Genomic DNA, 23,239 nt, shown 5'->3' with positions numbered 1-23,239 from the left:
CAAAGGCGTCCCTGATATAATTATTCTCGGTCACTCAGACTGCGAGCGAACTGCGGACCACACCGCGAGCGCACCGAGGACGAACGCCGGCACGAGCGGGAGCGTGAGATAGGCGTCTCTGAGTGTGAGGCCGAAGCTACTGATGACGCCCTGTGCGGACGGCAAAAGCAAAATTGCGCCGGGAACGAGGAGGAACGCCACGCCGATCATCCCGACGAGAATCCAGCCGCTCGTCCCGAACTCGGGACCGTCGGTGGGGTCCGTGCCTGTCTCACCGTCTGTGCGAGAGCGGTCTGTGGACTGTGGCTCCGTGTCGGGACGGTGGACGTAGCCGGACTCGTCGTCAGCCATCGACATCCACCCCGTCGCGCCCGCTCGAACGGTGCGTCACGATGGACACCCTCCAGTAATACCGACGGAACAACGTCGCTGCATAGGTCAGAATCAGGCAAGCGTGCGCAAAACGCTAACGGTCCCGCTACTGTGACAGCCCGGGCGTTTCCCGGCTCGAGATGTCACCCAGACTCATCCGGTGCCCGCTGGCAGAAGCGTGTGCGTCCCGCTGCCCCTCCGCGACCGACGACTCTTCGTACAGTCCCTCGAACGCACACTCATGGCAGACGACGTGGTATCTCCCAGCCATACATTTTTGTCCTTCTTACTATATTTTAAGGCTATCGGTTTCAAATATTATATCAATAGTAAGCACACAAACGGTCGTCAGGGTATTTATTCACCCCGACCGTTGAACGAGTATGGTGGATTTCCAGTCCCGTGACACACGCCGCGGTCCGACTGACGGGGACGACGAGACAGCAGAGGGTGAGACAGGGGACGACGAGGAATCCGCGGCCGTCGATACTGACACCGAGGCCACCGCTTCGGAACCCACCGAAGCGGCCGACACAGAGTCGGGAAACGATGACATAGCGACAGGAGAATCCGACAGCACAGCGACTGCTGCAGTGGATGATACCGCTGAGAACCGCGACGAACCCACCACGGCGGCCGAAGCCGACAGTTCTGTGGCGGAACAAATCGACGAGGCGACAGCCCAAAGTTCGGACAACCAGTCAGCGGCCGAAACGCAGGACGGTGAAGTGACTGCTGCAACGACACAGAGCCCTGACGAGGACGCACAGAGGGAACGCCACGGCGAGGCACAGGCAGCGACCCAATCGGCAGATACACCAGAGGAAGCGGCGGTTCAGACAACGGATACGCCGACAGCACAGACAGGAAGCCAAGACGACACGTCACAGGAACAGTCGGTGACCACCGCTGTCGTCACGGTCGGGACGGCGACCGAAGAAGGCGACCCGACGGGCGAGGCGGTGGAAGCGGCCCTCGAATCCACCGGACAGACGGTTACAGCCCGTGAGCGACTGCGAGGGAACTATGACGGTATCCAGGGGACCATCGACAGGCTGGTCGGCCGCGACGACGTGGAGGTCGTCGTCACGGCGGGCGGTCTCGGCGTCGCGCGGTCGGAGCAGACCCTCGAAGCAGTCCACCCGCTGTTCGAGAAGGCCCTCCCGGGATTTGAAGAGGTGTACCGAGCACTGCTCTTCGAGCAACAGGGGGCCGGTGTCATCTCCATCCGTGCGACGGCAGGTATCGCTGACGAAACGCCGGTGTTTTGTCTGCCCGCGGACCCGGCGGCGGCCCGTGTCGCCATCGACGAGATCATCGCGGCGGAAGCCCCGTCTCTCGTCGCCGACCTGTCCTGAGGCGACGGGATGGATTCGCGGTATCAGTCTTGTGTCCGTTTACGCGACTTAACCTGATATTTTATCGGTTCGGTTCGGGCCGCCAATTTTCTATGTCCGACGGGCTATTCCCTCGAATATCGGCCGTTTAAACGTTTAAATCGCTGTGAAAGGTCGTTAACTGCGCCCCCCATTGAAGTGGAGACAGTCCACAGGACCGGGTGTCATGTCCGATCGCAACGCGACACGACGCGGCGTACTCAAGGGTATCGGCACGACAGCTGCAGCCGCACTCGGCGGGGCGGCCCTCTCCGGGACGGTTGCGGCGGCCGGCCCCTGGGAGTCCGTCGAGTCCCCGACCGGGAACACCCTCCACGACGTCGAATACACCGCGGCCGGTGCGTACGCGGTGGCGGGTGGCGGCATCGTCCTCGAACGGACCAGCAAGGGCTGGCAGAAGGTCATCGGCGGCGGCCCGACTGGCAACGGAAATAGCCTCTACGGGGCCGACGTGACCGACGACGGGAAGGCCCTCTGGTTCGTCGGGGCCTCGGGCGCTATCGGCGAGTACGACGTGGAGTCGGGCGTGCTCACCGACCACAGCGCCCCGATGGACGTCACCAACAACTTCAACGACGTGTCCGTGACCGGGGCGGCCGGCGAGGCGAACGTCTACGTCGCCGGCGATTCCGGCAAGATGTACTTCAGCTTCGAGAACGGCGCGAGCGAGACGTGGGACTACACCACGCCCGGCTCCGGGTCGGCCATCAACGCCGTTGACTTCCACGGCGTCCGCTCGGGCCACATCGTCGACGGCAACAAGAGCGTCTTCGTCACCGACGACGGCTCGACGTGGGACAAGATAGGGCTGGCCGACGCCAACGTCAACTTCTACGGCGTCGACTCCGACGGCCCGGACGACGTGTGGATATCCGGCGGCGGCGGCGGCATGATATTCCACTGGAACGGCTCCGAGTGGACGCCGACCGACACGGGCGACGCCGGCCTGCGCGACATCGAGGTCACCGACGACGACAGCGCCGGCTACACCGTCGGCGGCGGCGGCAAGGTGTACGGTTTCGGCGGCGGTGACTGGACCCAGGAGGAGACCCCCGCCGGCGAGAACCTGAAGGCCGTCGTCCGCGGCGGCACCGACATTGCGGTCGGTTCGGGCGGGACTATCCTAGAGCAATAGCGACGGTACAGTAGCGCAGGCCGGTTCGAGACCGCGGTGCGCCGGAGCCACTGACTTTTCACCGGTCCCCTCCAACACCGTGCATGGACGACATTCAGGTCCAGGGAACGTCGGTCCCCGCACTCGGCCTCGGGACGTGGCAGCTCACCGGCCAGTCCTGCCGTGAAACCGTCGAAACGGCTCTGGAGATGGGCTATCGCCACATCGACACCGCACAGGCGTATGGCAACGAGCGGCAGGTCGGACTGGGGATAGAGGCCGCCGCGGTCGACCGCGAAGACGTGTTTCTGACGACGAAGCTCGACGGGTCCAACCGCGACGAGCGAAGCGTCCGCCGGTCGACGCGGGAGAGCCTGAACAAACTCGGGACAGACTACCTCGATCTCCTGCTCATCCACTGGCCGAACACCCCGTGGATGGCCCCGCTGTCGGAGACGCTCGGCGCGATGAACGACCTCGTCGAGGAGGGGCTGGTCCGCCACATCGGCGTCAGCAACTTCTCGCCGTCGCTGCTTGACGAGGCCCGAGACATCTCCACGGCCCCCGTCCTGACCGACCAGGTGCAGTACCACCCCTACTGGGACCAGCGCAAGCTGCTCGACTACTGCCGCATCCACGACGTGCTCCTGACCGCCTACAGCCCGCTGGCCCGCGGCGGCGTCCTCGACGACCCCGCGCTCGTTCAGATAGGGAACCGCTACGGCAAGTCCCCGGCACAGGTCGCGCTCCGGTGGCTCCTCCAGCAGGACGGCGTGGCCGCAATTCCAAAGGCATCCAGCCGCGACCATCTCGAAGCGAACCTCGCGGTGTTCGATTTCGAACTCACCGACGCGGAGAGAGAGCGGATTCGGGACCCGTCGAAGGTCAAGACCGGTATGCAGTTCGTCCGGTCGCAGTTGCCGCTCTGAGCGCCATGCCGAACCAGTAATGACGGGTGTTCGCCCGATTGTGATATGTCTGTTCGGTTTGCCGGCAGCTATTCGGATAATCGTTGCCGCTCGTGGGGGCAAATATTACTAATCGCGTAACTATCATAACCCGTCTGGCCGCAGTTTTCGTGTGGTGTGTTACCACTGAACTACAGCGGGGGAACACACCGCCGAACCCACAGCGAGGTCACTGTGTCAGTACACGAATCCGAACCGATACGACGGAGCGTCGAAGTGGAGTACTGGGTCGTCGACGAGGCGGGCCGGCTGGTCGAGCCGGGGGCGCTCGTCGACGCAACTCCGGGGGCAGAGCGGGAGTTCGTCGAGCCGCTGCTTGAAGTCAAGACGACGCCGTGTGAGACAGCCACAGAACTGCACGAGGAACTCCTCGACCGGCTCGGGGACGTGTTGCGGCGGGCCGACGACCTCGGGAAGCGCCTCGTCCCGCTCTCGACCCCGGTCAACGCCGACGAGATATCGGAGCTACCGAGCGACCGGACCCGGATTCAGAACCGCGTCGTCGGCGACGACTTCGAGTACGTGCGCCACTGTGCCGGCACGCACATCCACGTCGAACAGCAGCCGGGGCGGGCCATCGACCAGCTGAACGCGCTCATCGCCGTCGACCCCGCGCTGGCGCTCGTCTCGTCGTCGCCGTACTTCCGCGGCCGGCGGCTGGCCGACAGCGCCCGCTCGAAACTGTACCGCTGGATGGCGTACAACTCGGTGCCACACCAGGGGTGGCTGTGGTCGTACCTCGAAGACGCCGAGGAGTGGGACCGCCGGCTCGAACGGCGCTACGACGACTTCGTGACCGCGGCCATCGACGCCGGTATCGACCGTCGGACCGTCGCGGCCAACTTCGACCCCGAGAGTGCCATCTGGACGCCGGTCCAGCTCCGGGACGAGTTCGGCACCGTCGAGTGGCGGTCGCCGGACGCCGCGCTCCCGAGCCGGGTCCTGCGGCTGGCCGACGACGTGGCGTCCCTGATGGACCACCTCAGGGGCACCAAGGTGCGAATCGGCGGGGCGACGGGCGGGGTGACCGACGAAGAAATCGTGCTTCCGGAGTTCGACGCCGTCCTCGACTACGCCAACGACGCTATCCGGGACGGGGTCAGCGCCGACGTGGCGGCGTACCTCGACCGGATGGGCTTCGACGTGGACGCTTACGACCCGGTCTCGCCGACCTTCGACAGGGCGGAACCGGTCACGGAAGGCGAGGCCCGCGAGATTCGCCTGGAACACGCCGACCGGCTCCAGGACGACGTCCGACAGGCCGCGCCGGTCGCACTCGACTGAGACGGGACAGTTTAGGAACCGCCACACCAACGCCGCGGTATGGTAACGGCGCTCGCCGACGATAGCTGGTGGTACGATCTCACGGGCGTCAACGCGACGCTCGTTGACGACGGCGGAACGCTCACGCTCGTGGATACGGGGCTGCCCTGGCACGGAAACGAACTCATCGCTGGCCTGAGCGACGCCGGCTACGAGCTCCGGGATCTGGACCGCATTCTCCTGACCCACTTCGATTTCGACCACGTCGGCGGACTGGCGGCCTTCGACGGCATCGACGCGACCATCTACGTCGGCGAACGGGACGCCCCGCTGGTCACCGGCGAGCAATCCCCGCCGCTGGGCAATCACAAGGGCGCGTTCCAGCGGCTCGTCTCGCCGTTTCTGGACGCGCCGACCAACGACGTGGTCCCCCTCGCCGACGGCGACACCGTCGGCAGTTTCACCGTCTACGAGACGCCCGGCCACACGCCGGGCCACGTCTGCTACGTCAGTGAGTCGCTGTCGCTGGGACTGCTGGGTGACCTCGTCCGGGAGGACGGCGGCCGCTTCGAACCCTCGCCGTGGCTGGTGAGCTACGACACCGACGCCGTCGCCCGGAGTATCAGCGACTTCGCGGACCGGTCGCCCGCCTTCGAGGTCGCGGTCGCGGGCCACGGAGTTCCCTTCAAAAAAAGCGGCTCGGAGCGGCTCGACCGGCTGGCGGTGACGCTGTAATCAGTCCAGTTCCTCGGCGACCGCGTCGGGACCGAGCAGGTCCGGGTCGACGACGAGGTCGGTCTGCCGGCTGGCGAAGTCCGGCAAGGAGCCCTCGGCGTAGACGACGACCCGCAGGTCGGGGTTGAGGTCCTTGGCGACGGCGATTGAGGTGGCCTGGGACATCTCCGTCAGCAGGTACACGTCCGCCTCGTGGACGCCGGCCTCCTCCAGGCCCGGCCGGTTGCCGACGTCGGCGACTGTCACGGTGTGGCCCTCGGCGTCGAGGGCGTCTGTGAGGCCGTTGGGGTCCGTGCCGACGAGAACGACATTCATTCGTACTCGATGGTCGCCGGCGGTTTGTGGGTCACGTCGTAGACGACGCGGGCGACGTTCTCGTGGGCCCCCGTGATGCGCGACTGGATGCGCTGGAGCGTGTCCCAGTCGAGTTCCTGCGCCCGGGCGGTCATGCCGTCACGGCTCTCGACCGAGCGGACAGCGACGACCCAGCCGTGGACGCGGTTGTCGCCCTTGACGCCGGTGGCCTTGCCGATGACGGCGGCCAGGGCCTGCCAGGGCTCGTACTCCTCCAGTTCCTCCTCGACGACGTGGTTAGCCTCGCGGGCCACCTCCAGTTTTTCCTCGGTGACCTCGCCGATGATACGCACCGCGAGTCCGGGACCGGGGAACGGCATCCGCTCGGAGATTATCTCTTCGAGGTCGAGCGCGCGGGCCACTTCCCGCACCTCGTCCTTGTAGAGGTCCCGCATCGGCTCGACGATGCCCTCGAAGTCGATGCGCTCGGGCAGGCCGCCGACGTTGTGGTGGCTCTTTATCGTGCCCTCGCTCTCGATGCGGTCGGGGTAGATGGTCCCCTGGACGAGGTAGTCGGCGTCGACCTCGCGGGCGACCGTCTCGAACTCCCGGATGAACTGCTCGCCGATGATGTGGCGTTTCTCCTCGGGGTCGGTCTCGCCTTCGAGTTCCTCAAGGAAGCGGTCCTGGGCCTCGACGACCCGCAGCGAGTCCATGTAGTCGAACGTCTCGCGGATCTCGTCGGTCTCGCCTTTCCGCATCAGCCCGGTGTCGACGTAGACGGCGGTGAGCTGGTCGCCGATGGCCTCGTAGGCCAGCGCGGCGGCGGTCGAGGAGTCGACGCCACCGGAGAGTCCGATGACGGCGTGTTTGTCGCCGATTTCCTCGGCGATTTCGGCTTTGGCCTCTTCGATGAACTCGTCAACGTTCACCATCAGTGGCTCACCTCCTCGGTCGTCGCAGCGTGTGGGTCCTCACCGAGCACGGCTTCGAGCAGTCCGACGAAGGGCGGGCTAGCACGCGTCGGCCGGGAGCGGAACTCCGGATGGAACTGCGTCCCGATGAAGTACGGGTGGTCTTCGGGTCCGAGTTCGAGTATCTCCATACGGTTCCCGGCGCGGCCGGAGAACTTCAGCCCGGCGGCTTCGAGGTCGTCGATGTACTCGGGGTTGACCTCGTAGCGGTGGCGGTGCCGTTCGGTACAGGACTCGCCGCCGTACAGCGTCGCGGCGAGCGTATTCGCGTCGATTTCGGTTTCGTGAGCACCCAGCCGCATCGTCCCGCCCATGTCCTCGATCTCGTACTGTTCGGGCAGGATGTCGATGACCGGGTGTGGCGTGTCCTCGTCGAGTTCAGCGGAGTGAGCGCCCGCCAGGTCGAGGACGTTGCGGGCATACTCGACGACAGCCATCTGGAAGCCGAGACACAGCCCGAGGAAGGGAACGCCGTTCTCGCGGGCGTAGCGGATCGCCTCGATCTTCCCCTCGGTCCCGCGCGCGCCGAACCCGCCGGGGACGACGATGGCGTCGGCCTCGCGCATCCGGTCCGCGTGGTGGTCGCTCATCTTCTCGGAGTTGACCCACCGGACGTTCACGTCGACGTTCTTCTCCAACCCAGCGTGTTTCAGCGCCTCGTGGACGGACATGTAGGCGTCTTCGAGGTCGTACTTGCCGACGAGGGCGACCTCGACCTCGCCTTCGGTCTGCTGCGTGACGAGGTCGCGCCAGCGGTTCTCCCGCTCGTCCTCGGGCAGGGCCTCCGACGCGATGTCGAGTTCCTCCATCACGTACTGGTCGAGACCTTCTTCTTCGACCATCAGCGGGACGTGATAGATGTCGTCGACATCCGGGTTCGAGAACACCGCCTCGGTCGGCACGTCACAGAACAGTGCGATTTTCTCTTTCGTGTCGATGTCGAGTTTGTCCGAACAGCGACCGACGAGGATGTCCGGCTGAAGGCCGATAGAGCGCAGTTCCTTCACAGAGTGCTGGGTCGGCTTGGTCTTCTGTTCGCCGTTCTTCGAGTAGGGGACGAGCGTGACGTGGGTAAAGAGAATGTCGTCCTCGTCTTCCTCGTGGGCGAACTGCCGGAGTGCTTCGAGATAGGGCATCCCCTCGATGTCGCCGACAGTGCCACCGACCTCGATGATACAGACGTCGTTGCCCTCGGCGGCCTCGCGGATGCGGCGTTTGATGTCGTCGGTGATGTGCGGGATAATCTGGACCGTGCGACCGAGGTAGTCGCCGGCGCGCTCTTTCTCGATGACGTGCTGGTAGGTCTTGCCCGTCGTGACGTTGTGGTCGAAGGTCATGTCGATGTCGAGGAACCGCTCGTAGTTCCCCAGATCGAGGTCGACCTCCCCGCCGTCTTTCAGCACGTACACCTCGCCGTGCTGGAACGGGTTCATCGTACCGGCGTCGACGTTCAGATACGGGTCAATTTTGACCGCTGTAACGTCGAACCCGGCGTTTTTGAGTAATCGGCCTGTGCTGGCGGCGGTGATGCCTTTCCCCAGGCCAGACATCACGCCACCGGTGACAAAGATGAACTTCCGACCCAGTTCCGGGTCGTAGTCCGTTTCGGGTTCGGTCGGCATACCGACGGTGAACCCCGCGTAGTCTAAACGGTTTCGGAGCGCGCACTGTTCGCCACCCCGTCGCAGTGTCAACGCGGCTACAGTGAGGGCAGCGTGAGAACACGCCACGCGGCCACGAGCGCGGCGAGTGACAGCGCCGAAAACACCGCATCACTGGGACTTGAGCCGATGGCGATAAACAACAGATAGCCAGCGACGAACCCACCCAGAAGCGAGACGATGCCGTGCCGTGTCGAGTGAGACGCCGCTTCCCTGGTTCGCGTTGACATACATCACTATTTATCAGTATATAGTATAAATGTACCTTCGGCCGAGAGTCAGGACTTGAGCACGCCGGACCTGATAGCGACGTAGGTCCCGATGGCACCAGCCGAGGCGAGCACGAGCGCCCGGAGCGGGCCGCCTGCGACGAGTGCCGTCTGCATCAGTACTAACAGCGTCACCAGCGTGGCAACAAACGACACGGCAGCGAACGCGAGCGGGCGGTTCATGGTCGGGACTCGGACCCACAGTGCCTCTGTCTTTCGATACTGTCCGGTAGTCTCGGGTCCCGGCAGTCGGATTCGACACCGGCTACAGATGGCCACGGAGAAACGGCCCAACAGTCTCACCGACACGACCGCTCTGGCCGACGAAGTGGTGATCGGCCGGCAGACGCTCGACGGCCTGTCCCAGTTCGGTGGCCCGGTCGACGACCGGCTCCCAGTCCACAGTGTCGTCGCGCTCGCCGACCACGACCTGGACCGGGCAGTCGATAGCGTCGAGCGCGGCGACAGCATCGAGATGGGCGGTCAGTCCGGCCGGCGGGGCGAGGACGGAGAAGACCGACGGCTCGGACTCGCTATCGAGTTCGGCGGCCGCACAGAGCGCCACAGCTGCGCCGAAACTGTAGCCAAACAGGCCGACGGCGTCTGCTCGTTCGCCGGCCCATGCAAGGGCGTTCTCGGCGTCGACCCGTTCGCCGCGGCCCTCGTCCCACGCGCCGTAGTCGAAGCGGAGACAGCCGACATCGGGGGCCAGTGCGTCGCTGACCGCGTTCAGGCGCGTGTCCGACCGCTTACCGCCGTACTGTGGATGGGGCGGGCACGCAACGACGATAGCGTCCGACCCGGGTCGGTCGAGCGTCGCGGTGACGTCTCGCCCGCCCGGAATCCCGACGGTAGTCATACGTGTTCACTCGCCAGCCCTCTGTAAGAAATTTAAGGTTGGAGAGACCAATGCGCATACATGGGAATCCTCTCGCGCGCGTCGTACGTCATCCGCTCGAAACTCAACGCCGTCCTGAACCGAGCGGAGGACCCGACAGAGACCCTCGATTACAGCTACGAGCAGTTGCGTGACGAACTGCAGGATGTCAAACAGGGCATCGCGGACCTGACGACCCAGAAGAAGCGACTGGAGATCCAGAAGCGCCGCCTCGAAGAAAACGTCGAGAAGCACAACGAACAGGCGCGTCAAGCCGTCGAGCAGGACCGTGAAGACCTCGCTCGTCAGGCGCTGGAAAAGAAAAAGCAGAAAATGAGCCAGATAGAGGATCTGGAAGGCCAGATACAGGACTTGCAGAACCAACAGGACCAGCTGGTCGAGCAGAAAGACGAGCTCCAGAAACAGATCGAGCAGTTCCGCACAAAGAAGGAGACGATGAAGGCCCGCCACGAGGCCGCCAAGGCGTCGGCGCGCGTCAACGAGGCAATGACCGGCGCGGGCGACGAGATGCAGGACATCAATCAGGCTATCGAGCGTGCGGAGGAACGCACCGAGGACATGGAAGCCCGCTCGCAGGCGATGGACGAACTCCGCGAGGACGGCGTCCTCGAAAGTCAGATATCGGATGAGAGTTCGCTGGAGCGGGAGCTTGAGGAAGTCCGACAGAAAGGCTCAGTCGACGCCGAACTCGACACGCTGAAAGCCGAGATGGGGAAAGCCGAGGACGGCGATAGCGGGTCGACCGACGCGGACGTCTCCGAGGCCGAACTGGAGCAGGAACTCGCCGACGAGAGTACGCAGGTCGACGTCGACGAGAGCGAGGTCGAGTCGGAGCTTGACGAGCTGAAAGAGGACGAGCAGTAACGCGGCGGCCCGGAACTTTACAGCGGCCAGACAACCGACACCGAGAGCGTCGTCACGGCACACAGAAGCAGCTGGAGCGGTCCGCCGACGCGTGCGAAGTCGGTGAAGCGGTAGCCGCCGGGACCATAGACCATCAGGTTCGTCTGGTATCCAATGGGAGTCAGGAAGGCCGTCGCGACCGCGAACGTGACGACAACGAGAAACGGGAACCCGGAAACGCCGATCTCGGCGGCGGTGGCGACGGCAATCGGAATCATCAGCACGACGGTTGCGGGCGGAGTAATAACGCTGGCGAGGACGGCCGTGAGGAGGTACACCAGCGCCAGCAGCGCAAGCGGCGGAAGGACCCCGGCGGCGTCGACGAGGAGCGCGCCGACGAACGCGGCCCCGCCTGTGGCCTGCATCGCCTGCCCCAGCGGGAGCAGGCCGGCAAGCAGGAACACGACGTTCCAGCTCACCGCGTCGTAGGCCTGCGACGCGCTCAGCGTGCCCGTCGCCACCGTGGCGACGACGCCGCCCAGCGCGGCGATGTAGATGGGAAGCAGGTCCAGCGCCGCGAGTCGCCCGGCCAGCCAGTCGACGACGCCAGCCGATTCGACGCCGGCGCTGAGGATGTACATCGCGACGATAGTGACCACCGCCGGGCTGGCGAACCCGTCGATGGCTGTCCGTGCCGGGACGCCGGTGTACGGTTCCAGCACGACCAGGGCGACGAGGACGGCGACGGCGGTCATGTCCGGCGGGAGCCATTCGGTGACGAACAGCGCCAGCGCGGCGGCGACGAGCGCGAATACCACGAGCGCGCCCGTCGAGAGCGGGGCCATACCACCTCTCTCGACGGACGGTGACAAAGGCGTCCGGGACGCCGCCGGGGTTTCGGGCGCGGAACCGCTGACCGTCGGTCCAAGCCGTCACTCCGGGTTCGGCTCGTATCCCGGTCCTACGCGGAGCGTGAGCGACTGCGTGCGCACCGACAGCGACAGCGTCTCGTGGGTGCTGAGTTCGCCGTCGCGGCTGAAGGTGAGTGTCTCACCGTGTCCGTCGACGGTGATCTCGTCCGCTCGGACGTGGGTTACACCGTCGGTATCAAGTGCCAGTAGTCGCTGGCCGATAGCCTCCGCGACGAGATTCCCCGTCGGCATCTGTTCGACGATAGCCACGTCGAGCAGGCCGTCTTCCATGTCGGCCTGCCCGCCTTCGGCGACGAACTTGCGGGCGTTGCCCACCAGCAGGCACGTGGCCTCGCCGGACCAGGTGAACGGCCCGTCTTTGCCGACAGCCGCGATAGTGATGTCGAGCCCGTCGAAACGCAGCGCCTCCTGTGCGCCGGTGAGCAGAAACGCCAGCGTGCCGAACCGTTCTTTGAGGTCGCCCGGGGTCGAAACGCTGGCGTCGGCTGGGAGGCCCGCGATACAGGAGACGAGGAACGGCTCGCCGCCAGCGACGCCCACGTCCACGGTCCGCTTCGTTCCGGTGTCGGCGATTTCGACGCCGTGTTCGATGTCCCTGATGCCGACGTTCCCGGCCAGAAGGTTCGCGGTCCCGGCCGGGACGACGCTCAGCGTCACGTCCGAGAGGTGGCCGGCGTCGTCGAGGCCGCGGACGACCTCGTTTACCGTCCCGTCGCCGCCACAGACGGCGACCTCGGAAGCCTCGGCCCGGCCCGCCTCGCGGCCGAACGCGACGGCGTCGCCCGGAGCCGCCGTCTCGTACACCTCGAACCCGCGTGCTTCCAGCAGCCGCGGAACGTAGTCGGCGTGCTCGCCGTCGCCGCTGACGGGGTTGAGGATACACCGGCGCGAGCCAATCTGCATACTACTACCGAGTCCGGAGCGGCACTTATACCGTGGTGATGTGTCGCCGTCAGTCCCAGTCGACGTCGGCGCTCCGGTCAGTCTCCCGGAGGATGAACGGGCCGATAGCGAGGGTCCGCTTGGTTATCGTGACGATGCGGAGGATGTACGACAGCAGGACGGTGAAGGGCAGGACCGCCGCCGTCGTCGCCACGGCGACGAGCCACAGCACGTCGGGCACGCCGGCCGTGAGGCCGACGAAGTCCTGCGTATCGAGGAACAGCAGCGACGTGACCGCGACGGTGAGCGCCGGAACCGCGACGTACAGCAGCGTCCGGGAGAGGTTCGACAGCTCCCACTGGAAGTACAGCGTCTTGAAGTGCTCCCGGGCCGGGCCGAACAGTTCGAGCGTCTCGACGAGTTCCGCCAGCGAGTCGTCGATGTCGTCGGTGAGTTCCTCGGCGTAGGTCTCCCTGATGCGCCGGCCGACGTACAGTTTCCAGGAGTAGTTGTAGTTCAGGGCGGCCTTGATGACGTCGAACTCCCCGAAGGTCCCGCCTTCGAGCTGGTCGGTGACCCTGTCGGCGTTGCTCGTCACGTCCTCCAGATACGTCGACAGCAGCGCCGTCAGGTCGTCGTCGAGCGCGGTGTCGTCGACGGCGTCCCGGGCTGTTTCGGCCCGCTCGGCGGTCCCGCGGACCAGCGACCGGAGGAACGCCGAGGGCTCCGCGGGACTGACCTGAGCGTCGACGGCGTCGGCCACGTCCGCGCGGAACTGCATCGCCCCGTCCATCCGCTCGCGCTGGTCGCCGGCCGCGCCGAGTTCCTGTGACAGGACGAGCTGGCTCAGCGTCAGGACCAGCGTAACTGCGGTTATCGTCCCCGTAATCAGCGCCTGGAACAGCGTTTCCACCGGGTCGCCGCGGGTCAGCAGCGCTAGGGCCGGCGTGGGGTGGAGGAGGCCGACCGCGAGAATGCCACAGAACAGAACGCCCGAGAGGAGGGCGGTGACGAGCCAGCGGTCCGCATCGAGGAGGAGCCAGAGGAGTCGGGTGTCGCCCGCGGCGCGCTCCCGCATGGTGTCGCTCGACTCCCCGCTGTCGGTGGTCATACAGGTCGGCTCGCCCGCTGGGGATAAAAGGGCGCGCCCGGCGCATTCCGGAGTGCCAATACAGCGGCAGCGAGAATCGGCCGAACAAACAGCAGCTATCGGCCGGCGAGGAACGTCACGGCGGTCCGCTGTTGCTCGACTTCGGTTTCGAGGTGGTCGCGGAACGCGGCGATGTCGATGTCTTTCTCTTCGCGTTCCTTGCGGTCCCTGACCGAGATGGTCCCGGCTTCCTCCTCGTTGTCGCCGATGACGCACATATACGGGACGCGGTCGTCGTGGGCCTGCTGTATCTTCTTGCCGACGGTCCAGGAGCGGTCCTCGATGGTGACACGGAAGTCCTCAAGTTCGTCCTGAATCTCCTCGCAGTAGGCGATGTTGTCGTCACTGACCGGCAGCAGGCGGATCTGCTCGGGGGCGAGCCACGGCGGGAACTTCCCGTTGTAGTGTTCGGTCAGCACCATGAAGAACCGCTCGTAGGAGCCATACAGCGCGCGGTGAATCATCACCGGGCGGTGCTCCTCGTTGTCCTCGCCGGTGTAGGAGAGGTCGAACCGCTCGGGCATGTTGAAATCCAGCTGGACGGTCGGGCCGTCCCAGTGCCGTCCGAGCGCGTCCTCGAAGGCGAAGTCGATCTTCGGGCCGTAGAAGGCCCCGTCGCCTTCTTCGACGACGTAGTCGATGTCCTGCTCGTCGAGGACCGACTCCAGCTGGGACTCGGCTTTCTCCCAGATTTCGTCGCCGCCGACGGACTTCTCCGGCCGGGTGGCGAACTGGACGGTGTAGTCGAGGTTGAACGTGTCAAGCGTGTCGAGGATGATGTCGACCGTCGCCAGCACCTCCTCCTCGATCTGGTCCGGGCGGACGAACAGGTGGCCGTCGTCGATGGTGAACGCCCACGTCCGGGAGAGCCCGGAGAGTTCGCCGCGTTGCTCCTTGCGGTACACCTTCCCGTCCTCGAAGTACCGCACCGGCAGGTCGCGGTAGCTCCAGGAGTTCTGCTCGAAGATGGTGGCGTGGCCCGGGCAGTTCATCGGCTTCAGGCCGTACTCCTCGTCGTTGACGTCGAGCAGGAACATGTCGTCGACGTAGTTCTCGTAGTGGCCCGACTTCTTCCACAGCTCGGTGCGGAAGACGTGGGGCGTCTCGACCTCGTCGTAGCCCGCGTCGCGGTTCAGCCCGGCGACGTACTCGGAGAGTTCGTTGAGGATTTTCTTGCCGTTTGGCTCGTACAGCGGCAGGCCCGGCCCGGTCGTCTCGTCGATGGAGAACAGGTCCATCTCCTGGCCGATCTTGCGGTGATCCCGTTCCTCGGCCTTGCGGCGTTGTTCGAGGAACTCGTCGAGCGCGTCCTCTGTCGGGAAGGCGGTTCCGTACACGCGGGTCAGCGTCTCGTTGTCCTCCTCGCCGCGCCAGAAGGCCGCCGAGATTTCCAGCAGGGCGAAACCGCCGATTTCACCGGTCGATTCGACGTGGGGGCCCTGACAGAGGTCTTCGAACTCGCCCTGCGTGTAGAACGAGACTTCCTCGTCGTCCGCGGCCTCGGTTTCGAGGATGTCCTGCTTGAACGGGTTGTCCTCGTAGCGTTCGAAGGCCTCGTCGCGGTCGACGAGTTCGCGCTCGATGTCGAGGTCCTCCTCGATGATCTCCTCGGCTTCGGCCTCGATGGCTTCAAGATCGTCTTCGTCGATGTCGACGCCGGTGATATCGTAGTAGAACCCGTTGTCGGTCCACGGCCCGATTGTGAGCTTCGCGTCAGGGTGGAGGCGCTGCAGGGCCTGCGCGAAGACGTGAGCGGCCGAGTGACGAAGCACGTCGAGGTACTCGTCACTGCTCTCGGTGACGATTTCGAGCCTGACATCGTCTGTCAGCGGCGCGTGTTTGTCGACAAGGTCGCCATCGACGACGCCGGCGACCGTGTCGTCACCTAGCCCTGGCCCGATTTCGTAGGCGACATCCTCGACCGTGCTGCCTCGCTCGACCTCTAAGGGAGTCCCGTCGGGCAGCGTGACCGTGACCGTACTCATATCCGAGGATACGACGGCGGCCGGGGATAAGTGTATTGAGACGCGGGCGATGCTGGCGTTACTCTGGTAACGGCGGGTCCGAATCCTCGTCGGCAGTGTCGGCCGCTGGCAGCTCAGACTGGGCTGGTGGCCGTGCCGCGCTTGCCCGTTCGAGCGGTGAGAGCGTCAGTTCTTCCTCGCCTTCGAGCATTGTGAGCCGGTCCGTTACAGTGACGGTCTCCCCGTCGGCCGTGTGCGGCGTTACGCACCTGAGTTTCGATCCGACGTACTCGGCTAATAGTTGGACTGGAAACACGAGCGCCCGGTACTGCTCCCCCGATATTTCAGCGTCTACCGAGCGCACCTGAAACGCGGGTTCGAGTGAACATTCGTTGCGTTTTGCCCACTCCTGAAAGACGCTAACTCGGTTGAGTGCGAACAGCCCGAGTTCGGTCCGCGCCTCCGCTGGCGTGGACGGTATCTGCCGTCCAATGACCTGAACAGTGATATCTGACAGAACACCGTCGTCCGACAGCCCCTGGAGCCGGTCAATTACCGCAGCCTGTTGCTGCGTGTGCCCGTCGGGCAGTAGTGAACGAACGTACAGTTCTGCCCGTGTACCGTCTGGCTGCGTGCTCCCCTGCATCGTATAGAAATGAATGGACAGCAACCGGCAAAAGTATTCCTGTTGACAAATAATGGTTAGAACGGTTATACACTGAACGACGGAAGCTGAATCAAACGGTTTCACCGTCGGTTGGACAGTCACGGCTCGTATCAGTGTGATAGGGAGTACTATGTGGGCACAGTTCGCATGAGAAGCCGGATATGTACGATTCGGTGCTCGTAGCCACAGACGGGAGTTCGGGAACGGCTGAAACGCTCGCACACGCCACCTCCATCGCGCGCGACAACGACGCGACCCTCCATGGGCTGTACGTCGTGGACAGACGGCTGTACGTCGCGGCCGACAAGGCCAATCAGGACGAGGTGCGTCAGTCGCTGGAGGAAGAGGGCGAGGTCGCGCTCGACGACATCGTGGTCGGCGGCGAGGAGGCCGGCGTCGAGGTCGTCACGACCATGGCGGAAGGGATTCCTCACAAGACAATCACCAACTACGCCGAAGAGGAGGACATCGACCTCATCGTAATGGGGACCCACGGTCGAACCGGGCGAGACCGGGTCGCCAATCTCGGGAGCGTTACCGAGCGCGTCGTCGAGAGCGCGCCCGTCCCCGTCCTCGTCGTCCACATCGAATAGCTCAGGTGCGGCTGGCGGTTGCGGTACGGACGCGCTCGACAGCGGCTATACGACCGGTGCGCCCCGTTCTGACCGGTATCTTTTCGAGTGGCCGACACGATGGTAGCAGTATGGACAGCCGAGAGTACGCCTTCGAAGGAGCCACGCCAGATATCCACGGATACGCCCACGTCAGCCGCGAGGCGACGCTGGTGGGAGATGTCACCGTCGGCCCGAACGCGAACGTCTGGCCCGGCGTCGTGTTGCGCGGCGACGTGGCCCCCGTCGAAGTGGGCCGCGAATCGGCCATCGGTGACGGAGCCATTGTCCACGCCTCGACCGTCGGGGAGAAGGTGATGGTCGGCCACGGGGCCGTTCTCAACGATGCAGCGGTCAAGGACGGGGCGCTCGTCGGATTCAATTCGACGGTTAGCGACGCCACCATCGGGAAGGGCTCTATCGTCGCGATGGGAACGGTCGTTCCGCCGGGCTACGAGGTTCCAGCAGAGTCCTTTGTTCGCGGGAGCCCGGCCACAGTGACACCGCTGTCCGAGACCACCATCGACCCCAACGAAGTGTTCGAGGCGTTCAGCTCCGGCGATTACGCCAACCTCGCCGCCCGCCACGAGGACCTCTTCGAGTAACGCCCCGTCGGACAACGACGGGTCACTTATAGTGGAAGAACCCACACAGTACCGAGCATGGACGATATCGTCGACCTAGTGACCCGGTCGCTCGCTGACGAGACTGCCGCGGCGTTCACTGAACGGGTCGACGAACAGGCGATGCAGCTCCGGAGGGCCATCGAGGCCGGGGAGTTCGACAACGAGGCGTTCTCCGTCGGTCTGGAAATCGAACTGTACGCCATCAACGCGGAGCCGGACCCGCCCGAACCGGACGATGCGGAGGATAGCGAGGAAACCGCCGAAGCAGGTCTGAACGACGACCTGAGCGAATCGGGCGAAGCGGCCTGGAGCGGGTCGCTCGACGCGCCGGCAGAGCCAGAAGGTGGCGGCGGCGCATCGCTGGAACCAAACGGTGACGGAGGGCCCCTTGCGCCAGACGAGGGCGATTCTCTCGAACCCGCTGGAAACGAACCATCGGACCAGAACGCTGCCGAAACCGCTGACGAGCCCGAGGATTCATTCGGCCCCGGAGAGGGGCCGTCGCTCGACATCGACCCGGACAGTCCGCTGGCCGAGGACGAACCGGAGACGCCAGAGGAGGAGGCCGAGCCGGCCGTCGAGTCGTCCGTCGAGGAGGACGACGACGAGCCGTACATGGACCCCGAGGACTGGGAGGGACGGCTGACCCGCCTGCCCGACGTGGTGTTCGAGGGCGAGGCCAACAAGGAACTGGGCGTGCACAACGCCGAGGTCAACACCGAGCCAAACAGCTTCGACCAGACCGGGATGGAGGTCCAGACGACGGCGGTAGAGATGCAGACGAAACAGGCCCGCCAGCAGGCGAGCAAACACAACTGCGAACTCGTCCTTGATGCGATGTGGACCGTCCCGCCCGAGGAGGGCAGCGAGGCGTACCTCTCGGCACACGAGACGAGGGACGGGGTTGTCCTCGCGGACAACATGCGGCAGGCCCCCAGATACGTGGCACTGGACAACGAGGCGCTGGACCACGCCGGCGGCACCATTGAGTTCGACGTGCCGGGGTACAGCGGGTCGTTCCCAACGATTCTGTTCGAGTCCCTGGCCACCTCGATCCAGCCCCACCTTCAGGTTCCGGACGCCGAGGCGTTCCCCGAGTACTACAACGCCGCGATTCGGACGCTCGGACCGCTGCTTGCGCTATCGGTGAACTCGCCGTTCCTCCCGGCAGATATGTACGGCGACACCGACGGCGAGTGGCTCTGTGCGAACACCCACCACGAACTCCGCATCGCGGCTTTCGAGCAGTCTGTCAACACCAGTGAGAACCCGAAGGTCCGGGTCCCACGGGACCTCGACGATACGACGGACGTTGTCGGCCGCGTCGTCGACGACGACCTGTTCGCGCCGTTCCTCCGCGAGTTCCTGCACGACGACGACCGGGCGGCGTTCGAAGACGAGTTCTGGGAGTTCGACCACAAGCGCGGGACCTACTGGCGCTGGCTCCGCTGTGTCGCCGGCGGAACGCCGGTCGAGGGAGCAAGCACTGAAAAGTCGCTCCGCATCGAGTACCGTCCCCTCCCGACCCAGCCCCACGCCAAGGATATGATCGGGCTGCAGGCGCTGACGGTCGGCCTCATCCGCGGGCTGGTCGCCGCCGACCACCCCGCCGCGGAACTACCGTGGCAGGAAGCCAGGCGGAGCTTCTACAACGCCGCACAGGACGGCTTCGAGGCCGACCTGTCGTGGGTGACCGCCGAGGGCGAGCGGACGGCCGACCGCGCGGCCATCTACGACGAGGTCTTCGAGTACGCCCGTCTGGGACTGGCAGAGCAAGGCGTCCCGGAGGCCCGCATTGACGAGTACCTCGGGCCTATCGAAGCCCGATACGACGCCGGGACGACCCCGAGCGACTGGAAGATCGCCCGCGTTCGCGAGTCCCTCGACGACGGCGACGACCTCTCGGCAGCCATCGCGTCGATGCAGCGGGACTACATCAATGCGACCCGTGAACACCACGCCTTCGAAGAGTGGCTGTAGGCGGCCGGTCAGCGGCGGCAGGGAGTCGGGGTCGCCCTGCCGGATGGCGGGTATTTATTCGGACGACGCCGTTATATTCGGGTGATGGTTTCCACAGGCGACACCGCGCCGGACATCTCGGCGACAATCGCGAACGGTGAGGTAGAGGACTTCGAACTGAGCGACCACCTGGGCGACGGGCCGGTCGTGCTCGCGTTTTTCCCGGGCGCGTTTACGCCGCCGTGTTCCAACGAGATGGTGGCCCTGCAGGAACACCTCGGGGACTTCCACGACGCCGGCGCGACGGTCCTCGGCGTCAGCGCCGACTCGGCGTTCTCGCTGAACTCCTTCCGCGACGAGCACGGGCTGGAGTTCGACCTGCTCAGTGACATGGGCCGGTCGGCGATTCAGGACTACGGCCTCGAAATCGACATTGAGGACCTCGGGCTGCTCGGCGTCGCCAACCGCGCCGTGTTCGTCGTCGACGACGACGGCGAAGTCACCTACAGCTGGGTCGCCGACGACCCGACCAACGAGCCGGACTACGATGAGCTGCTAAATGCAGTCGAATCGGCATAAGCGGGCCACATCACACTCCGAACCGGATTTTTATCGGTACTGTCTCGCAGCTACGCGTCTCGCGCCCGCCGAGCACCGGTGCCGGCCGACACCGAAGTGAGGTCGAACACGGCACCGTCGAGCGGCACGCCGTCGTAGGGGTCTGATGCCAGCAAGAGCGCCCCGTCGAGGTCGACATAGTCGACAAGCGGTGTGAGATGGACCGCCGCGGCGATGCTGGCGTTGGACTCGACCATACACCCGAGCATCAGGTCGAGATTGTGGGCCGCAGCGGCGTTGAGCAGCCGTGTTGCGGGCCTGAGGCCGCCGCATTTGACCAGTTTGGCGTTGACAATGTCACAGGCGTCAGCGACCCGCGGTACGTCTGACGCTGTCACACAGGATTCGTCGGCGGCGACGGGAATCTCAGTCGCGTCGGTCACGCGGCGGAGGCCGTCGATGTCGTCGGCCTCGACCGGCTGTTCCAGCATCGTCACACCAGCGTCGGCGAGCCAGTCCGCCTTGTTGATAGCCTCGTGAACGGTCCAGGCGGCGTTGGCGTCAACCCGTATCTCGGCGTCGGGGACGGCATCCCGAACCGCGTCCAGTCGCGCCCGGTCGTCGTCGGTCCCGAGTTTGACCTTCAGGTGACCGAAGCCGCTGTTGGCCGCCTCCCATGCTTTCTCGGCCATCCGCTCGGGCGAGTCGATGCCGACTGTGTAGGTGGTCGGCGGGACCGCATCGGGGTCGAGGCCCCACTGCCGGTACAGCGGCAGGTCCAGCTGCCGAGCGGCGAGGTCGTGGACAGCGATAGAGAGTGCCATCCGTGCGGCAGGCTGACCCGGCGCTTGCTCGTCGAGGTCCCGCTCGATGCGTTGCTGCGCGTGTGGGTCGCCGATGCGGTCGACGGTCTCACAGAGTTCGGGGAGCGTTTCGGCCACTGACTGGGCACTCTCGTCGTAGTACGCTGACGGCGTGACGGCCCCGGTACCTGTAGTTCCCTCGTGGGTAAGTTCGACCACGACGGTCTCGCTGGTCTCGCTGGTCTCTCGCGAGATACCGAACGGGTTCGACAGCGGCAGTTCGAGGCGGTCGACGCGCCAGTTCATAGGATGGCGTCCAGTACCTCGTCCGGAACGCCGTGGCGGACCGGGTCAGTCGCCGGTGCGTCCAGAGCGTCACTGTACCCTGCGACAGCATCCGCGGCCGCACCGTCGTCGAGGTGGCGGGTGTTCAGCATGCCCGCGACGACGGACGCGTCCGAGATGGGCGCGGCCAGGCGCTCGTAGATGTCGACGTACTCGGAGAGCGGCGGAATATCGAACGACTCGTAGCCGTGGATGGCCTCGCGGCCAGCTTCGTGGCACATAACGAGCGCATCCGGGACCGACCCGTGGAGGATGCTCGTCGTCACGCCCGAATAGGCTGGATGGGCCAGCGCACCCTGCCCTTCGACGACGAGGAGGTCCGCCGTCTGCGCTTCTTCGACCAGCCGCTCGACCGCGCCGGCGGCGTAGTCGGCGATGACACGGTCGATGACGATGCCCCAGCCAGTGATGGCGATGCCGGTCTGACCCGTCGGAACGACGGCGGCGTCGAGGCCGCGCTCCCGGGCCGCATCGCGGATCTCGAACGACGCAGTCATCTTCCCCGTCGAGCAGTCGGTGCCGACAGTTGTGACGACTGTCGCATCCACATCGCCGGCGGTGCCCGCCGCCACAGTCAGGTCCTCTGGTGGCTTGCGGAGGTCGTGGAGTTCGGCGTCGTGTTCCTCGGCGAGGCGGGCGAACTCCTCGTCGTCGGCTAGGAAGTCGTGCAGCCCAGCGTACACGTCACAGCCGCGTTCGAGCGCTGTGCGAACGTCTTCTCGCCAGGACTCGTCGAACTCACCGCCGATTGGAGAGATGCCAATGACGAGCGCGTCCACCTCGGGCGCGTCGGCCATCGACGCGACGATAGGGGCGTCCTGCACGTCCGGGAGCGTGTCGTTGACGCGCTGTCCGGCCCGCTCGCGGTCGACGAGAGCGTGTACTGCTCGGTCACCGTACCGCAACAACCCGACCGCTGTCTTGGCCCGGTCGGGAAAGGCGTCGTGTGTTAAAATGGCTACGGCCATAGCCGGACAGAGTCGCCGCCCCGCGAAAAAGCTACGGAACCGGTACCGACGGGGCCGGGCTGAACAGGTCCTGAGCTACGGAACGCGCAACCGAACAGTCCACAGTGACCGAACGGCGTCGTCCAGTGCCTCGGCAGGCTCCCCGGTCGCGTCGACCGGCTTCGTCGCCGTCGCGAGGTCCTCGAACTCGTGGATGACTGACCCTTCGCCGACGACGTACAGCCGGTCGGGGGACACCTCCTCGATAGCGGCCCGACAGCGGTCGAGATGGGAGTCGATCTGCTGGTCCCGAAGCCGCTCGAACCGGCTCTGTGAGAAGCCGCCTTTGGAGTGCTGGCTTTTCAGCTCCGAGTCGAAGCCGTGGAACGCCGTCCGCTCGCGGCCGTCGTACTCGCCCATGGCGAACAGGTCCGAGCGGACCAGCGCGACGACGTGCTCACCGGTCGGTTCGAACCACGACCGCTCCAGCCGAACGGTGTCGCCCCACCCGGTGAACGGCGACGGCGGCGAAGGGACCGACAGGCACGCCGACAGGAGGCCGGCGTCATCCGTCACAGCTAGACACGGCGCGGCGCTGGCGACCAGCGATGCGCGGTCGCCGAAGGCGTCCCGAACTGGCCCGGGCAGGGAACGCTCCGCGTCGATATAGGCAGTAAAGACGCCTTCCGGCTCTGTCTCGAAGGATTCCAGCCGAGTGAGTACTTCACTTAGACGGGCCCGACTGAGCGTCTCCTCGGCCCGGAACGTCGATTCGCCCTCCTCGTCCTGCAGGCGCTCGACGCGGTCTTCGAGTTCAGCCACCCGGTCTTCCAGCCGATTGACCTCGGCCTCGGCCCGCTGGCGCTCGGTCGCTGCGTCGGCACGGCGCTCCTTCTCGGCGTCGAGCTGTCGTTCGAGGTGGTGGTTCTCCTCCTCGAGTTCGGCGACCCGCTCTTTCAGCGACGCTCGTCCCAGCAACCGGTCAAGCATCGACTGGATGGCAGACG

General features: G+C 65.4%; 26 protein-coding genes. 10 read left to right on the top strand and 16 right to left on the bottom strand.

Features of this window, described 5'->3' with window-relative positions; all coding sequences use genetic code 11:
- Positions 1 to 30 precede the first annotated feature (30 nt).
- Together DVK01_RS09405 and DVK01_RS22190 are read right to left on the bottom strand one after the other, a co-directional pair.
- Complete coding sequence (locus DVK01_RS09405; RefSeq protein ID WP_101349410.1) at positions 31 to 351, bottom strand: hypothetical protein; 321 nt, start codon at positions 349 to 351, stop codon at positions 31 to 33.
- A gap of 127 nt (positions 352 to 478) precedes the next feature.
- The gene (locus DVK01_RS22190) at positions 479 to 643 is read right to left on the bottom strand and encodes a hypothetical protein (protein WP_198560217.1); all 165 of its coding nucleotides are present in this window, start codon (positions 641 to 643) and stop codon (positions 479 to 481) included.
- Between the two features lie 112 nt (positions 644 to 755).
- Here DVK01_RS22190 and DVK01_RS09400 point away from each other — a divergent pair, with 112 nt between their 5' ends.
- The 5 genes from DVK01_RS09400 (at position 756) to DVK01_RS09380 (ending at position 5,849) form a co-directional block, all read left to right on the top strand.
- On the top strand, positions 756 to 1,730 hold the full coding sequence (locus tag DVK01_RS09400) for a molybdopterin-binding protein (protein WP_101349409.1): 975 nt from the start codon (positions 756 to 758) through the stop codon (positions 1,728 to 1,730).
- 205 nt (positions 1,731 to 1,935) lie between these two features.
- On the top strand, positions 1,936 to 2,904 hold the full coding sequence (locus DVK01_RS09395) for a hypothetical protein (protein ID WP_121536457.1): 969 nt from the start codon (positions 1,936 to 1,938) through the stop codon (positions 2,902 to 2,904).
- An 83-nt stretch (positions 2,905 to 2,987) separates the two neighbouring features.
- Positions 2,988 to 3,812: an aldo/keto reductase gene (locus DVK01_RS09390; protein ID WP_121536455.1), complete on the top strand. Its 825-nt coding sequence runs from the start codon at positions 2,988 to 2,990 to the stop codon at positions 3,810 to 3,812.
- 213 nt (positions 3,813 to 4,025) lie between these two features.
- Positions 4,026 to 5,135, top strand: a complete 1,110-nt coding sequence (locus DVK01_RS09385) for a glutamate-cysteine ligase family protein (RefSeq protein WP_233562758.1) — start codon at positions 4,026 to 4,028, stop codon at positions 5,133 to 5,135.
- 39 nt (positions 5,136 to 5,174) lie between these two features.
- Positions 5,175 to 5,849, top strand: a complete 675-nt coding sequence (locus DVK01_RS09380) for an MBL fold metallo-hydrolase (RefSeq protein WP_101349406.1) — start codon at positions 5,175 to 5,177, stop codon at positions 5,847 to 5,849.
- Here the strand turns inward: DVK01_RS09380 and DVK01_RS09375 are convergent, their stop codons facing one another.
- The 6 genes from DVK01_RS09375 to DVK01_RS09350 all read right to left on the bottom strand — a co-directional run bounded on the left by DVK01_RS09375 (position 5,850) and on the right by DVK01_RS09350 (position 9,906).
- On the bottom strand, positions 5,850 to 6,164 hold the full coding sequence (locus tag DVK01_RS09375) for an NAD-binding protein (protein ID WP_121536453.1): 315 nt from the start codon (positions 6,162 to 6,164) through the stop codon (positions 5,850 to 5,852). It abuts the gene before it with no gap.
- Entirely contained in the window at positions 6,161 to 7,078 is a 918-nt protein-coding gene (guaA, locus tag DVK01_RS09370; protein ID WP_101349404.1) for a glutamine-hydrolyzing GMP synthase, read from the bottom strand. Before guaA ends, DVK01_RS09375 begins: the two co-directional genes overlap by 4 nt.
- Positions 7,078 to 8,739 carry a CTP synthase gene (locus DVK01_RS09365; RefSeq protein WP_101349403.1) on the bottom strand — a complete coding sequence of 554 codons (1,662 nt, stop codon included), beginning with the start codon at positions 8,737 to 8,739 and terminating at the stop codon, positions 7,078 to 7,080. The genes guaA and DVK01_RS09365 overlap by 1 nt, the downstream gene beginning before the upstream one ends.
- A gap of 77 nt (positions 8,740 to 8,816) precedes the next feature.
- Positions 8,817 to 9,008, bottom strand: coding sequence for a hypothetical protein (locus tag DVK01_RS09360; protein WP_101349402.1), 192 nt, complete (start codon positions 9,006 to 9,008; stop codon positions 8,817 to 8,819).
- 48 nt (positions 9,009 to 9,056) lie between these two features.
- Positions 9,057 to 9,230 carry a hypothetical protein gene (locus DVK01_RS22185; RefSeq protein WP_198560216.1) on the bottom strand — a complete coding sequence of 58 codons (174 nt, stop codon included), beginning with the start codon at positions 9,228 to 9,230 and terminating at the stop codon, positions 9,057 to 9,059.
- A gap of 82 nt (positions 9,231 to 9,312) precedes the next feature.
- On the bottom strand, positions 9,313 to 9,906 hold the full coding sequence (locus DVK01_RS09350) for an alpha/beta hydrolase (protein WP_121511108.1): 594 nt from the start codon (positions 9,904 to 9,906) through the stop codon (positions 9,313 to 9,315).
- A 60-nt stretch (positions 9,907 to 9,966) separates the two neighbouring features.
- Between DVK01_RS09350 and DVK01_RS09345 the strand changes: the two genes are divergently transcribed.
- Positions 9,967 to 10,809, top strand: a complete 843-nt coding sequence (locus DVK01_RS09345) for a PspA/IM30 family protein (protein ID WP_101349399.1) — start codon at positions 9,967 to 9,969, stop codon at positions 10,807 to 10,809.
- Positions 10,810 to 10,826: 17 nt separating this feature from the next.
- Here DVK01_RS09345 and DVK01_RS09340 read toward each other — a convergent pair whose 3' ends face one another.
- The 5 genes from DVK01_RS09340 to DVK01_RS09320 all read right to left on the bottom strand — a co-directional run bounded on the left by DVK01_RS09340 (position 10,827) and on the right by DVK01_RS09320 (position 16,362).
- Positions 10,827 to 11,633 carry an SLC13 family permease gene (locus DVK01_RS09340; protein WP_121536451.1) on the bottom strand — a complete coding sequence of 269 codons (807 nt, stop codon included), beginning with the start codon at positions 11,631 to 11,633 and terminating at the stop codon, positions 10,827 to 10,829.
- 87 nt (positions 11,634 to 11,720) lie between these two features.
- Positions 11,721 to 12,623 (bottom strand): diacylglycerol kinase family protein, encoded by a 903-nt coding sequence (locus DVK01_RS09335; protein WP_121536449.1) that lies wholly within the window; start codon positions 12,621 to 12,623, stop codon positions 11,721 to 11,723.
- 49 nt (positions 12,624 to 12,672) lie between these two features.
- Positions 12,673 to 13,713: a hypothetical protein gene (locus DVK01_RS09330; protein WP_101349396.1), complete on the bottom strand. Its 1,041-nt coding sequence runs from the start codon at positions 13,711 to 13,713 to the stop codon at positions 12,673 to 12,675.
- Between the two features lie 95 nt (positions 13,714 to 13,808).
- A complete protein-coding gene (thrS, locus tag DVK01_RS09325; protein ID WP_101349395.1) occupies positions 13,809 to 15,737 on the bottom strand; it encodes a threonine--tRNA ligase in 1,929 nt (642 codons plus the stop codon).
- Between the two features lie 58 nt (positions 15,738 to 15,795).
- Positions 15,796 to 16,362, bottom strand: coding sequence for an HTH domain-containing protein (locus tag DVK01_RS09320; RefSeq protein WP_101349394.1), 567 nt, complete (start codon positions 16,360 to 16,362; stop codon positions 15,796 to 15,798).
- 182 nt (positions 16,363 to 16,544) lie between these two features.
- On the opposite strand from DVK01_RS09320, the gene DVK01_RS09315 reads away from it, so the two are divergent.
- From DVK01_RS09315 to DVK01_RS09300, 4 genes are all read left to right on the top strand, one after another.
- Positions 16,545 to 16,976, top strand: a complete 432-nt coding sequence (locus DVK01_RS09315; RefSeq protein ID WP_101349393.1) for a universal stress protein — start codon at positions 16,545 to 16,547, stop codon at positions 16,974 to 16,976.
- A gap of 110 nt (positions 16,977 to 17,086) precedes the next feature.
- Positions 17,087 to 17,599, top strand: coding sequence for a gamma carbonic anhydrase family protein (locus DVK01_RS09310; protein WP_121536447.1), 513 nt, complete (start codon positions 17,087 to 17,089; stop codon positions 17,597 to 17,599).
- 57 nt (positions 17,600 to 17,656) lie between these two features.
- Entirely contained in the window at positions 17,657 to 19,600 is a 1,944-nt protein-coding gene (locus tag DVK01_RS09305; protein ID WP_121536445.1) for a hypothetical protein, read from the top strand.
- 84 nt (positions 19,601 to 19,684) lie between these two features.
- Positions 19,685 to 20,158 carry a peroxiredoxin gene (locus tag DVK01_RS09300; RefSeq protein WP_101349391.1) on the top strand — a complete coding sequence of 158 codons (474 nt, stop codon included), beginning with the start codon at positions 19,685 to 19,687 and terminating at the stop codon, positions 20,156 to 20,158.
- A 50-nt stretch (positions 20,159 to 20,208) separates the two neighbouring features.
- On the opposite strand, the gene DVK01_RS09295 is transcribed toward DVK01_RS09300, so the two are convergent.
- The 3 genes from DVK01_RS09295 to DVK01_RS09285 all read right to left on the bottom strand — a co-directional run bounded on the left by DVK01_RS09295 (position 20,209) and on the right by DVK01_RS09285 (position 23,222).
- Complete coding sequence (locus DVK01_RS09295; protein WP_101349390.1) at positions 20,209 to 21,246, bottom strand: dipeptide epimerase; 1,038 nt, start codon at positions 21,244 to 21,246, stop codon at positions 20,209 to 20,211.
- Entirely contained in the window at positions 21,243 to 22,253 is a 1,011-nt protein-coding gene (locus DVK01_RS09290) for a DUF1611 domain-containing protein (RefSeq protein WP_101349389.1), read from the bottom strand. The genes DVK01_RS09295 and DVK01_RS09290 overlap by 4 nt, the downstream gene beginning before the upstream one ends.
- Positions 22,254 to 22,328: 75 nt before the next feature.
- Positions 22,329 to 23,222, bottom strand: a complete 894-nt coding sequence (locus DVK01_RS09285; RefSeq protein ID WP_101349388.1) for a Vms1/Ankzf1 family peptidyl-tRNA hydrolase — start codon at positions 23,220 to 23,222, stop codon at positions 22,329 to 22,331.
- Between the last annotated feature and the right edge of the window lie 17 nt (positions 23,223 to 23,239).

The organism is Haloarcula sp. Atlit-120R (assembly GCF_003665885.1).
Lineage (GTDB): Archaea > Halobacteriota > Halobacteria > Halobacteriales > Haloarculaceae > Haloarcula > Haloarcula taiwanensis.
The sequence above is the reverse complement of the archived record's forward strand: the minus strand, read 5'-3'. Positions and strand labels throughout refer to the sequence as shown.